Genomic DNA, 13,537 nt, shown 5'->3' on the forward strand with positions numbered 1-13,537 from the left:
CCGAGGTCGAGACCGAGCTTCGCGATCTCCGTCTGCACGGTGATGATGCGCAGCAGCGTATCGGGGGACGGAGTGGCGGTGTCGGTGATTTGATACAGATCAGCTTTCCATGAAAGAAAGCACGTTCGGCGTAACGGGATTGCGGTAGCATACGCGCCGCCCCGCGGCAGTGCGGCCCCGGGCCCGGGCGGTCTGCAACGGACTGCCGCCGGCAAGCCGCACCGCGCCGGCAGCATGCCGTTCGGCCCGTCCGGCGACAACGGCGCAATTCTTGCCATTCGTGCTTCTCGCGCAGCATTTCCGACCGGATTGAGGTTTTTTCCGCTTCATCGTCGCGAATAGGGGGCAAGTTTTGTCCTGTTTTTGAGATAGTGTGACGAATGGGCGCGTGCCGGTGCCAGGCGCGCGCGCAACACGACGACAGCCGATTAAAGAATGGGCCGCTTCGTTTTGATAAATGAATCAGGCCAGTTAGCTATATGAGGGGAAGCAGTGGGGATGTTCACTCACGGGCATGGCTGCTTTGCGCGCGTCGGTGTCGACGCGACGGATGACGGGATGACCCTGACGAAACGGAGCGGCGCATGAAGCCGGTCGCGTCGCTGTTCGTCCTGTCGGTTGCCATGGTCGGCGCTTTCCACGCGGCCGCGCTGTCGGCCGCTCCGATGCCGGCGGTGCCTGCGACCGCTGCGGCGCCCGGTGCCGGTAATGCGGCGTCGCCCGGCGGTGCGTCGGTGCTCGCGGCTGCGCCGACGGCGGCCAGTGCGCCGTCCGCCGGGCTGCCGGCGACGACCGTGCGCGTGCCGTTCGCGTCGCTCGGCGCGTTCGAACCGCTGCGCCTGCGCGGCGCCGACGACGCGCGCACGATCCACGCGGGCGTGCGTCTTGACCGCGTGGTCACGGGCGCGCGGCTACGCCTGACCTACGCGTATTCGCCGTCGCTCGTGTTCCCGATGTCGCACCTGAAGGTGTCGGTGAACGGCGAGGTCATCGCGACCGTCCCGTTCGACGCCGCGCGCGCGGGCCGCACGGTCACGCAGGATATTCCGATCGATCCGCGCTATTTTTCGGATTTCAACCAGATCGGCCTGCGCCTGATCGCGCACTACACGCTCGACCATTGCGAGGATCCGTCGAATTCGGCGCTGTGGGCCGACGTGAGCCCGACGAGCGAGCTGATCCTCGATGAATCGCCGGTCCGCCTGCCGAACGATCTCGCGCTGCTGCCCGCGCCGTTTTTCGACCGGCGCGACAACGGCCGCGTGCGGCTGCCGTTCGTGCTGCCGGGGGCGCCCGATTCGGCGACGCTGCGCAGCGCGGGCGTGCTCGCGTCGTGGTTCGGCGCGCTGGCCGACTACCGGCATGCGCGCTTCCCGGTGTCGTCCACGCTGCCGGCCGACGACCAGGCGGTGGTGGTCGGCACGACCGCGACGCTGCCGGCCGGTCTCGCTTTGCCGTCGGTCAACGGTCCGCTGCTCGCGGTTGCCGACAACCCGGCCGCGCCGGGGCGCAAGCTGCTCGTCGTCACGGGCCGCACGGCGGCCGAGGTCGACGACGCGGTCGCGACGCTCGTGCTCGGCCGCGCGGCGCTGTCGGGGCCGGCGGCGACGGTCGCGCACGTCGATCTCGGCGCGCCGCGCAAGCCGTACGACGCGCCGCGCTGGCTGCCGGTGAACCGGCCGATCGCGTTCCGCGAACTCGTGTCCGATCTGCGCGAGCTGGAAGCGCGCGGCACGACGCCCGACGCGATTCGCCTGAACCTGCGCGTGCCGGCCGATCTCCATTCATGGAACGGCTCGGGCGTGCCGATCACGCTGCGCTACCGCTACACGGCGCCGACCGTGCAGGACAACTCGACGCTCGCCGTCGAGATCAACGACCAGCTCGTGAAGTCGTACCGGCTCGGGCCGGCCCATGCCGAGGACGCGCGCGGCCGCATGCAGCTGCCGCTGTTGTCGGTGCCGGAAGGGCGTGTGACGAGCGATGTCGACATCCCGGCGTTCCGCGTCGGCAGCGGCAACCAGCTGCAGTTCCGCTTCACGCTCGATTCGCAGAAGACGGGCCTGTGCTCGAGCACGGCCACCGAGCCGCAGCGCGCGGCGATCGATCCCGATTCGACGATCGACTTCTCGCACTTCGTCCATTACGCGCAATTGCCGAACCTCGCGTATTTCGCGAACAGCGGTTTTCCGTTCACGCGCTTCGCCGACCTGTCGCAGACGGCCGTCGTGATACCCGAGCGGCCGTCGCCGCAGGAGCTCGAGGCCTACCTGACGATGCTCGGCCACATGGGCGAGTGGACGGGTTTCCCGGCACTGCGCGTGCAGGTCGCGCGGCCCGGCGACGTCGCGGCGCTGTCGGGCAGCAAGGATCTGCTCGTGATCGACGGCTCGCCCGCGTCGCCGCTGCTCGCGCACTGGCGCTCGGCGCTGCCGCTCGCGATCGGCGAGCAGGGCGGCGACGGCGCGACGCGCGTCGCGTTCACGGTCAAGGAGCGCTGGCGCAACGGCGTCGGCCTGGCCGACGGCGGCGCGCATATCGAGCAGACGGGCCCGCTCGCGGCGCTCGCCGGTTTCGAGCTGCCGGGCAGCCATGGCCGCAGCGTCGTCGCGCTGACGGCGACCGACCAGCCGCGCCTCGGCGATCTGCTGAACGTGTTCGAGAACTCGGGCCTCGTGTCGCAGCTGCAGGGCGACCTCGCGCTGGTGCGGCCGGGGCAGGTCGACAGCCTGCGCGTCGGCGAGCCTTACGTGGTCGGCTTCGTGCCGTGGTATGCGCGCGTCTGGACGCAGGCGGCGCGGCATCCGGTCGTGCTCGGCGCGGTCGGTGTCGTCGCGGGGCTGCTGCTCGCGCTCGGCGTGTTCAGCGTGCTGCAGAGAATCGCCGCGCGTCGACGGGGGATGTAACGGATGGCGCGGGTTATGGCGAAGCGACGGGCAACGCGGCCGGCGCGGCGCGTCGGCGCGGCACTCGCGCTGGCGGTTGCGATGGCGTGTGCGGCGGGCGGCATGGCCGCTCGCGCGCAGGCCGCGGGAGCCAGCGCGACCGATGCGGCCGCCGCCGGATGCAGCGCGGCGTGGCCGCGCTGGGACGCGTTCAAGCGCGATTTCATCTCGGCCGACGGCCGCGTGATCGACGTCGGTTCGGCCGATTCACGCACGGTGTCGGAGGGGCAGGCGTATGGGCTTTTCTTCGCGCTGGTCGCGAACGACCGGCGCATGTTCGACACGATCCTCGCATGGACCGAGAACAACCTCGCGCAGGGCGACCTGAGCGCGCACCTGCCGGCGTGGCTGTGGGGCCGCGCGCAGGACGGCGCGTGGCGCGTGCTCGACGCGAACGCGGCGTCGGACGCCGACCTGTGGATCGCGTACGCGCTCGTCGAGGCCGGGCGGCTGTGGCACGAGCGCAGCTACACGGCGCGCGGCGCGCTGCTCGCGAAGCGCGTGCTCGACGAGGAAACCGCGGCCGTGCCGGGCCTCGGCGTCACGCTGCTGCCGGGGCCGACCGGCTTCAGGCTGCCCAACGGCCAGTGGCGCGTGAACCCGAGCTATTCGCCGCCGCAGGTGATCCGCGCGCTCGGCGCGCGCCTGCCCGACGACCGGCGCTGGGCCGCGCTGGCGTCCAGCACCGGGCGCGTGCTGCTCGACACGGCGCCGAAGGGTTTTTCGCCCGACTGGGCGCTGTATCGCGCGGGCACGGGCTTCGGGCCCGATCCGCAGACGCATGCGCAGAGCGCGTACAACGCGATCCGCGTGTACCTGTGGGCCGGCATGCTCGACCGCGCCGATCCGCTCGCCGCGCCGTTGCTCGCGCGTTTCGCGCCGTTCGCCGACCATATCGCCGCGCATGGCGCGCCGCCGGAGAAGGTCGATACGACGACGGGCATCGCGGAGCCGAACGACGGCAACGGCGGATTTTCCGCAGCGGCCGTGCCGTTTCTCGACGCGCGCGGCCAGCGCGCGCTCGCGGATGCGCAGGCGGCCCGCGTCGAGTCGCTCGCGCGCCAGTCGGCGCCGGGTTATTACACGAGCGTGCTGACGCTGTTCGGCCTCGGCTGGCGCGACGGACGCTACAGGTTCGGCGCGGACGGCACGCTCGACGCCCGCTGGGGAGGCCATTCGTGCGCCGCCCGCTGAAGTGCGCCGCGCCGCATGTCGCGGGATTCGCATGGCTCGCGTCGTCGGTGTGCGCGGCGGCGCCGGGCACCGCAGCCGACGCGGCGATGCCGAAAACCGCCATGCCGGCGGCCGCCGCTTCCGCCGATGCGCAGCGTCAGCTCGATACCGCGCGGATGTGGGGCGTCAAGCATCGCGACGACCTCGCGCACGATGCGCTGCGCAAGGGGCTGCTGATCGCGCCGGGCGATCCCGAACTGCTTGCCGAACAGGTCCGTGTGCTGCTGCGGCTCGGCGATGCGAAGGGCGCGCAGGCCGCGCTCGCGCGCCTGCAGGCGCAGTCGCCGAATGCGCCCGCGACGCGGCGGGTGGCCGACGAATATCGCGTCGCGACGAGCGGGCGCGGCGAGATGGCGCAGATCCGCCTGCTCGCGCGCAGCGGCCGCGCCGACGAGGCAGCCCGGCGGATCGTCGCGCTGTTTCCGAACGGCGCGCCGTCGGGTGCGCTCGGCGCCGAGTATTACCAGATCGTGTCGAATGCGCCGCGCGGTCGCGAGCCGGCGATCGCCGCGCTGCGCCGCGCGGCCGCGGCCGATCCGCAGGATACGAGCGCGTCGATGGCGCTCGCGCGGCTGCTGAACCAGCGTGCCGACACGCGCGCGGAGGCAAACCGGATCGCATGGTCGCTCGCGAAGCGGGACGACGCCGACCATACGGAGGCGATGGCGCTGTGGCGGCGCGTGCTGCAATCGGCCGGCAGCGATCCGGCGTATCTCGACGCGCTGCATGCGTATCTTGCACTCGTGCCGGACGACACCGAATTCCGCGACCGCGCTGCCGAACTGGACAGCCGGCGCGATGCGCAGCGCCGGCTCGAACGCGATCCCGACTACATCGCGCAGCAGCGCGGCCTGCAGGCGCTCGCGCGCGGCGACCTTGCGGCCGCCGATCCGCTGCTCGCCCGCGCCGCACGTGCGCGCGCGGACGACGCCGATGCGGTCGGCGGGCTCGGCCTGCTGCGCCTGCGCGAAGGGCGGCACGACGAGGCCCGCGCGCTGTTCGCGCGGGCCGCGACGCTCGCGACCGACCAGCGCGGCAAATGGCAGAGCCTGGCGCGCACCGCGCAGTTCTGGGGGCTGCTCGCGCAAGGCCGCGCGGCCGCCGCCGCGGGCCGGCCGCAGGATGCCGAGCGCGCGGCGCGTGCCGCGCTCGCGATGCAGCCGGACAGCCCGGACGCGAAGCTGCAGCTTGCCGATGCGCTGCTGGCGCAGCGCGACTGGGCGCGCGCGGAGCCGTTGCTGCGCGAATTGCTGGCCGTGCGTTCGCCGAACCCGTCGGCCGTGCGCGGCACGGCGACGCTGTATGAAAACACCGGCCGCGCGGACCGGATCGGCCCGCTGCTCGACGCGTTGCAAGGGCGCGTGACGGGCCGCGACGATCGCCGCGCGCTCGACGGCATGCGCGCCGACCTGCTCGCGAACCAGGCGCGCGCGCTCGCGGACAAGGGCGAACGCGGGCCCGCCGCGCAACGCTACGAGGCGGCCGTGCGTGCGGCGCCCGACGCGCCGTGGACGCGCTTCGCGCTCGCGCGCCTGTATCGCGACATGGGGCTGCCGCAGCTCGGCCGCACGGTGATGGACGAAGGGCTCGCGCAAAGCGATACGCCCGAGATGCGCTATGCAACGGCGCTGTACCGCAATTCGCTCGACGACGTCGCGGGCGCGCAGGCCGCGCTCGCGCCCGTCGACGATGAGCAACGCTCGGACGGGATGCGCGCGCTCGCGCGCAAGCTCGACGCGGAACGCACGCTGGCCGACGCGCGCGGCGCGCTCGGGCGCGGCGATCGTGCGGCATTCGCGGCATCGCTCGCGCATGCGCAGGCGAGCGCGCCGGACGATCCCGACATGCTCGCCGCGATCGGCGCGCAGTGGATCGACGCGGGCGAACCCGAGCGCGGCCTCGCGCCGTTGCGCGACTGGATCGCCGCGCATTCGCGCGAAGCCGATGCGGACGTGCGGCTGCGCTACGGCGACCTGCTCGGCAGCGCGGGGCGCGACGACGCACTCGCCGCGTGGCTCGCCGCGCTGCGCCGCGAACCGTCGCTGACGCCCGCGCAGACGGTGAGGCTCGAGGACCAGTCGCTGCGGCTCGTGCTGCGGCAGACGGACGATGCGATCGCGCGGCAGGACTACGCGCAGGCGCGTGCGCTGCTCGATCGTGCGAGCCCGGCCGGCCGGGCGGACAAGCGCCATGCGCTCGAACTGGCCGATCTCGAACGCGCGCAGGGCCATTACGGCGCGGCGCGCGACGCGCTCGCACCGGTCGTCGCGCGCACGCCGGACGATGCCGATACGCAGCTTGCGCTTGCGCGGATCGACGAGGACAGCGGCAACCGTGCGGCCGCGCTCGTGCGGGTGCAGGCCGTGCTCGCACGCACGCCGGACGACGACGTCGACACGCAACTGTCGGCCGTGCGCCGCCTGAACGCGCTGCGCCGTCCGGACGAAGCCGCGCAGGTGACCGGCCGGCTGCAGGCCGCGTATCCGGCGCGTGCGGACGTGACGGTCGCGGCCGGGCGCGTGGCCGAGGCACAGGGCCGCTATGACGACGCGGCGTCGCTGTACCGGCTGTCGCGGTCGCAGGAACGCATGGCGGGCGTGAGCCCGGGCCGCGACGGGCTGACGCCCGCGCAGGCCGCGTTCGCGGATCTCGAACAGCGGCGCAACCCCGAGATCGAGACCGGCTGGATGCCCGCGTACAAGTCGGGCGACGAAGGCATCTCGTCGTATCGCGCGCAGCAGGTGCCGATCTACCTGCAGATGCCGATCCGCTACGACGGGCATGTGTTCGCGCAGATCGACACCGTGCATCTGGATCCGGGCACGCTCGATACGAGCGACCCGAACGCGTATTCGCTGAAGACCTTCGGGACCTACGCGGCGCTCAGGGCATCGAGCGGGCTGCCGCCCCCGTTCCAGTCGAATCAGCAGGCCGCCGCGCTGATCGCGAATCCGCCGGGCTCGCTGCACCAGTCGACGACGGGCGTCGCGCTCGGCGCCGGCTATCGCACGGATGCTTGGCGCTTCGATCTCGGCACGTCGCCGCTCGGTTTCCCCGTGCATTACCTCGTCGGCGGCGTGCGCTACCGTTTCGACGCCGGCCCGGCGAGCTTCAGCGTGAATGCGTCGCGGCGGCCGGAAACGAGCAGCGTGCTGTCGTACGCGGGGATGCGTGACCCGTGGACGGGCGCGGTCTGGGGCGGCGTGCGCCGCGACGGCGTGAACCTGCGTGCGTCGGTCGACGTCGGCCGCACGAACCTGTTCGCGGAACTCGGCGCGGGCGTGCTGTCCGGCCGCAACGTCGAACGCAACGCGGAAGTCACGCTGCGCGCCGGGTTCACGGTGCCCGTGTACGAGCGCGCGACGATGAAGGTCAGCACCGGGCTCGTCGGCAATGCGTGGCACTACGCGCAGAACCTGCGCTACTACACGTACGGGCAGGGCGGTTACTACAGCCCGCAGCGCTATCTGTCGCTCGGCGTGCCGATCGAATGGGCGGGGCGGCGCGACGCGCTGTCGTGGGACCTGACCGTCACGGGCGGAATCTCGAACAGCTACGAAAAGGATTCGCTGTTTTACCCGACGTTTTCGGACCAGCGGGCCGCGCAGGTGGCGGCCGGGTTCGTGTACGCGGGCAGCTCGACACGCGGCGTGTCGTTCTCGTACGGCGTGAACGGTATCGTCGAGTACCGCGTGAACCCGCACCTGAGCGTCGGCGCGCAACTGCATGTCGACCGGTCGCACGACTACGCGCCGAGTTCGGCGCTCGTGTACCTGCGCTATGCGTTCGATGCGCGCGCGCAGCCCAGCTGGCTTGTCACGCCGACGCCGGTGCGGCTTTATTCGGATTACTAGGGGAACGTCGTGAATACGGAAATCGATGCCGCCCGTCCCGCGCTCGGCGCCGCCGGCCTGCTGGGCCGCCTGCGCGCGCTGCTGCGCACGGGGCCGGCCGGCGGCCGCGTCGGCACGCTGAGCCGGCTCGCGATCGACGGCCTGCCCGATGCGTGGACGCAACTTGAAGCGGGCGGCCTGTACGCGATCTACGCGGCCGGCGGCACGCCGGCGTGCGATGCGCTCGTATGGGAGAGCGCGCGACAGGCGCGCACGCGCGACGTCACGGTCGTGCTCGCACGCGATGCGGCACGCGTCGTCGAGCAAATGGAGGCGCGCGGCTTTGCGGGCGGCGCGCAGCCGGCCGGCTGGCCGCGCAACCTGAGCGTGCTGGCGATGCCGCCGGCGGCCGAACCGGCCGATGGCGCCGGCGTGACCGGCGCCGCACCGCGCCGCGCGGCGCCGGGCCCGTTCGCGCGGCTGACCGGTGGCTTGCGCGCGATGAAGCGCTACGGTTTTCGTGCGCGTTCGCTGTATTTCGTCGAAGGCGCGCAGCGCTGGTTCAGCTGGGACGATCCGGTCGCGCTCGCCGACGAAGCGCACGCGCTCGCCGACTGGTGCCGCACGCATCGCATCGCGCTCGTGCTGCTGCTCGATCCCGAAGCGGCTCGTGCGGGCACGGAGGTCCGCACCGACGATCCGCCGCTCGTGCGCGGTGCGGATCGCGCGCCGCGCAGCGGTTTCCACGGCGTCTTCTCGGGCGTCGCGCAGATGCAGCGCACGCACGGTGAACTGCTGTGGATCGTCGATTTCTGGCGCGCGGGCGACACGCTCGCGGCCGGCGAGGTGCGGCCGCTGCGCTTTGCGCCGGGCGGCCGGCTGTCGGCAAGCATCGATGGCGGCGCGACCGAGCCGGCGCGCCGGATGAAGCTCGCGATCGACGAGGATCGCGTCGTCGTCAGCCGCGCGGTGCTCGACGGCGTGAACCGCGCGCCCGGCGACTGGGAAATCGTCGACGACAACGCGGCCGTCGTCGCGGCCTGCGCGAAGGCCCAGGCCGCGACCGCGGTGCTCGTGTTCCGCTCGCATGCGCAGCTCGAAGCGTTGTGCGCGGACGTGCACGCGCTGCGCCGGCAGTGCGGCGGCGCGCTGAAGATCGCGGTCGTCGAGCGCGGCGAGGTGCTGCGCCAGCAGTTCGAGATGCTGCTGCTGAGCGTCGGCGCGAGCCGCGTCGTCGCGCGCGACCTGCCGGTGTCGCGGATGCAGGCCGCCGTGCACGCGCTGCGCGGCCAGCTCTATGCGCGGCCCGTCGCGGCGGACTATCGCGCGGCGCTCGCGGCCGCGCTCGGCGATTCGGTGCTCGGCTATCTGCCGGTCGGCGCGTTCTGCCTGCGGATTCGCGCGGTGCTCGATCGCGGCGCCGTGCTCGCGCTGCCGCACACGCTCGCGAAGATCGCGCTGCTGCCGGGCGTGTCGCACGTCGACGCGCTGCGGCACTGCCGGCCGCGCCGCGCGGGCGACGTCGTGACGGCCAATCCCGCGCACCTGTACGTGTTCCTGTTCGCGTGCGAGCCGGTCGACGCCGACGACGCGCTCGCGCGGATCTTCGACGTGCCGGTCGACACGCTGTCCGATCGCGTCGTGTGCCTCGGGCGGGGCAGCATCGACACGGAGCTCGATGCGCTGAAAGCCGAGAACCGGCGCGCGCCGATCGCCGACTACAGCGACCTGTTCGCGGTCAAGCAGCCGCCGGGCGCCGCGCGTGCGCCGGCGGCGCGCGCCGATTCCGGCGCGGCGTCGGACGAAGCGAGCGAAATAAGCGATGCGATCGACGCGATCGATACGATCGTCGCGCTCGAGGCGATCGGTGCGACGCCGGCTCCCGCGGGCGTCGACGCGGCGCCGCCGCAACCCGTGATTCCCGCCGCGCGAACGCGCAGCGCCATCCGCAGCGCGATGCCGCTGCGCAAGCCGGAGGGCGCATGATCGCCGAACTCGTCATCGGTTTCGTCGTCGGCATCCTGATCGCGGTGCCCGTCTGGATCGTCGCGCAACACCTCGGCATCGGCCGCGGCTTTCAGGCGCCGCGCGGGATCGACCGGCGCGACGCGGTGCCGTGCGAACTCGTGCCGGTTGCGCTGCGCGGGCGGCTGCTGCCCGGGGACGAGCGCGGCGGCGAGCGCGGCGGCGAGCGTGGCGGCGAGGCGACGCGATGAAGACGATCGCCATTACATCGACGACGGGCGGCGCGGGCCGCACGACGCTCGCGGCCGCGCTCGCGGTGCTGCTCGCGCGCCGCGGCCGGCAGGTCGTCGCCGTCGAGTTCGATGCGCAGAACCTGATGGGCGCGACGCTCGGCCTCGACTCGCTGGCCGAGCACGGCCTCGCGCAGAGCGTGCTCGGCGGGGCCGAGCCGTGGCACGCGCACACGTGGCGCAATGCCGACGGCGTGCTGTTCGTGCCGTACGGGCAGGTCGACGCGGCCGGCGCGGCCGCGTGCGATGCGCGGCTCGCGGCCGACCCGGCATGGCTGTCGCGCGCGCTCGACGAGATCGCGCTGCCGGCCGACGGCGTCGTGCTGGTGGACACCGCGCGCTATCCGTCGCCGCAGGCCGAGCAGGCGATTCGCCGCGCGGACCTGACGCTCGTCGTCGTGCCGCCCGAACCGATCGCCTGCGCGACGGCGGCCGCGCGGCTCGGGGCGCTGCGTGCTGGCGGCGGCGAACTGCAGATCGTCGTGAACCGGCTGAATCCGGCACGCGACATGCAGCGCGACGCGATCGCGATGCTGCGCGCGGTCGCGGGGCCGGCATCGATGCTCGAACAGCGGATCCACGTCGACGCGGCCGTGCCCGAAGCGCTCGCGCGCGGCAGCTGGATCTTCGACGACGCGCCGTATTCGCAGGCGTCGCACGACCTGAACGGCATCGCGAACTGGGTCGATGCGTGGCTGGCGGCGGCAGTCGCCGGCCGGACCGGAGCGGCGCGATGAAGGCCGCCTTCGCGCCGCGGCTGCGCGCGTTCGGCCGCCGCGCGACCGACTGGTTCGCGCGCGGCATCGGGCTGCCGGCGGAGCGCACGCTGCTCGACTGGGTCGTGCGGCTGTTTTTCCACGCGCCGCCGCCGGGCCGGCCCGATCCCGTGCGCCGCCGGGCGCGCGCCGCGTTCCTGCGGCTCGCGCACAAGTGGGGCGTGCTGCAGCCGCTCAGTCCGCGCGAATGGCTGTGGCGCGCGATCGTGCGCGCGCCGCGCGCGGCCGACGGCCGGCCGGCGCGCGATCCGCTCGCGTGGTTCGACACGTTCGTCGTGCCCGTCTATGTGGCCGGGCGCGCGGTCGGCCGTCGCATCGACGCACTGCTCGAACGCCTGCCGTGGGCGCGCTGGGGCGGCTGGCTCGATGCGCGCGCGAACGACGTCGGCCGGCGCCGCTGGCTCGCGCCGCTGCTGCTCGTGGCCGGCGCGCTGCTGTGGGCCGCGGCCGGGATGTCGCCGCTGATGCCCGGTGCGCAGTTCGCGTTCTTCGCGATCGTCGCGGTGCTGGCGCTCGCGCTGCGCCGCCTGCCGGGCCACCTGCCGACGCTCGCGCTCGCGTCGCTCGCGCTGCTCGCGACGCTGCGCTACGTGTGGTGGCGCACGACGCAGACGCTCGACTTCCGCGGCCCGGTCGAGGCGATCGCCGGCTACCTGCTGTACGGCGCCGAAGCCTATACGTGGATGATCCTGCTGCTCGGTTTCGTGCAGACCGCCTGGCCGCTCGACCGGCCGATCGTGCCGCTGCCCGACGATCCCGACACCTGGCCGACCGTCGACATCTACATCCCGACCTACAACGAGCCGCTGTCGGTCGTGAAGCCGACGGTATTCGCCGCGCAGAGCATCGACTGGCCGACCGCGAAGCTGCGCGTCTACCTGCTCGACGACGGCCGGCGCCCCGAGTTCGCGGCGTTCGCGGCCGAGGCCGGCATCGACTACCTGACGCGCGACGACAATCTCCACGCGAAGGCCGGCAACATCAACCGCGCGCTGCCGAAGACGCACGGCGAATACATCGCGATCTTCGACTGCGATCACGTGCCGACGCGCTCGTTCCTGCAGACGACGATGGGCGTGTTCCTGCGCGACCCGAAGTGCGCGCTCGTGCAGACGCCGCACCATTTCTTCTCGCCCGATCCGTTCGAGCGCAACCTCGGCACGTTCCGCGAGATCCCGAACGAGGGCAACCTGTTCTACGGCCTCGTGCAGTCGGGCAACGATCTGTGGAACGCGACGTTCTTCTGCGGCTCGTGCGCGGTGCTCAAGCGCAGCGCGCTGGAAGAGGTCGGCGGCGTCGCGGTGGAAACCGTGACCGAGGATGCGCATACGGCGCTCAAGCTGCACCGGCGCGGCTATACGTCGGCGTACCTGCCGACCGTGCAGGCGGCCGGCCTCGCGACCGAAAGCCTCGCGGGCCACGTGAAGCAGCGCACGCGCTGGGCGCGCGGGATGGCGCAGATCTTCCGCATCGACAATCCGTTCCTCGGGCGCGGGCTCGGCTTCATCCAGCGGATCTGCTACGGCAACGCGATGCTGCATTTCTTCTACGGGATTCCGCGGCTGGTGTTCCTGACGATCCCGGTCGCATACCTGTTCTTCCACCTGTACTTCATCAACGCGTCGTCGCTCGCGCTCGCGAGCTACGTGATCCCGTATCTTGTGCTCGCGAACGTCGCGAACTCGCGGATGCAGGGGCGCTACCGCCATTCGTTCTGGGCCGAGGTCTACGAATCGGTGCTCGCGTGGTACATCGCGCTGCCGACCACCGTCGCGTTCTTCAGCCCGAAGCACGGCAAGTTCAACGTGACCGACAAGGGCGGCAAGATCGACGAAGGCTATGTCGACTGGTCGACGTCGAAGCCGTATCTCGTGCTGTTCGCGCTGAACGTGCTCGCGATCGTCGCCGGCCTGTGGCGGCTCGCGGCCGACCAGGGCGACGAGGCGTCGACGATCCTGATCACGCTCGGCTGGACCGCGTACAACCTCGCGATGCTCGGCGCGGCGCTGGCCGTCGCGCGCGAGACGAAGCAGGTGCGCGTCACGCACCGGATCGCGATGCGCGTGCCGGCCACGCTGCTGCTCGCCGACGGAACGACGGCCGCATGCTTCACGAGCGACTACTCGACCGGCGGCCTCGGCCTCGAAGCCGTGCCGGGGCTGCCGCTCGCCGTCGGCGACACGCTGACGGTGTGCGTGACGCGCGGCGACCGGCCGTTCCCGTTCCCGGTGCGCGTGAGCCGCGTGACGCCGACCCACGTCGGCGTGAGTTTCGAAGCGCTGACGCTCGAACAGGAGCGCCAGCTTGTGCAATGCACGTTCGGCCGCGCGGATGCGTGGCTCGACTGGCACGAAGGCACGCCCGTCGACACGCCGCTCGGCGGGCTGAAGGGCGTGCTGCGCATCGGCGTGGACGGTTATGTGCGGATGTGGAAGGGTGCGGCGCGCGGCCTGCAGGCCATGCTGGCGCCGAAGCTCGATCGGGCGCGCGACTGA

7 protein-coding genes are annotated in these 13,537 nt (G+C 72.4%); all 7 read left to right on the plus strand.

The annotated features are described in order from the left end of the window. The first annotated feature begins 584 nt into the window (after positions 1 to 584). Genes bcsB through bcsA form a run of 7 tightly spaced genes read left to right on the plus strand, consistent with a single transcriptional unit; the run spans position 585 to position 13,537 of the window. Positions 585 to 2,906, plus strand: a complete 2,322-nt coding sequence (bcsB, locus tag AC3WLY_RS10795) for a cellulose biosynthesis cyclic di-GMP-binding regulatory protein BcsB (RefSeq protein ID WP_492309415.1) — start codon at positions 585 to 587, stop codon at positions 2,904 to 2,906. A gap of 3 nt (positions 2,907 to 2,909) precedes the next feature. Further along, positions 2,910 to 4,139: a cellulose synthase complex periplasmic endoglucanase BcsZ gene (bcsZ, locus tag AC3WLY_RS10800; protein ID WP_492309416.1), complete on the plus strand. Its 1,230-nt coding sequence runs from the start codon at positions 2,910 to 2,912 to the stop codon at positions 4,137 to 4,139. Continuing rightward, on the plus strand, positions 4,124 to 8,032 hold the full coding sequence (locus AC3WLY_RS10805) for a cellulose synthase subunit BcsC-related outer membrane protein (RefSeq protein WP_492309417.1): 3,909 nt from the start codon (positions 4,124 to 4,126) through the stop codon (positions 8,030 to 8,032). Before bcsZ ends, AC3WLY_RS10805 begins: the two co-directional genes overlap by 16 nt. A 9-nt stretch (positions 8,033 to 8,041) precedes the next feature. Further along, positions 8,042 to 9,997 carry a cellulose biosynthesis protein BcsE gene (gene bcsE, locus AC3WLY_RS10810; protein WP_492332669.1) on the plus strand — a complete coding sequence of 652 codons (1,956 nt, stop codon included), beginning with the start codon at positions 8,042 to 8,044 and terminating at the stop codon, positions 9,995 to 9,997. Then, positions 9,994 to 10,227, plus strand: a complete 234-nt coding sequence (locus AC3WLY_RS10815) for a hypothetical protein (RefSeq protein WP_492309419.1) — start codon at positions 9,994 to 9,996, stop codon at positions 10,225 to 10,227. Before bcsE ends, AC3WLY_RS10815 begins: the two co-directional genes overlap by 4 nt. Further along, positions 10,224 to 11,003 (plus strand): cellulose biosynthesis protein BcsQ, encoded by a 780-nt coding sequence (gene bcsQ, locus AC3WLY_RS10820; protein ID WP_175963855.1) that lies wholly within the window; start codon positions 10,224 to 10,226, stop codon positions 11,001 to 11,003. The genes AC3WLY_RS10815 and bcsQ overlap by 4 nt, the downstream gene beginning before the upstream one ends. Then, positions 11,000 to 13,537, plus strand: coding sequence for a UDP-forming cellulose synthase catalytic subunit (bcsA, locus tag AC3WLY_RS10825; protein WP_492309420.1), 2,538 nt, complete (start codon positions 11,000 to 11,002; stop codon positions 13,535 to 13,537). The genes bcsQ and bcsA overlap by 4 nt, the downstream gene beginning before the upstream one ends.

Source organism: Burkholderia sp. FW306-1C-G01B, assembly GCF_058781685.1.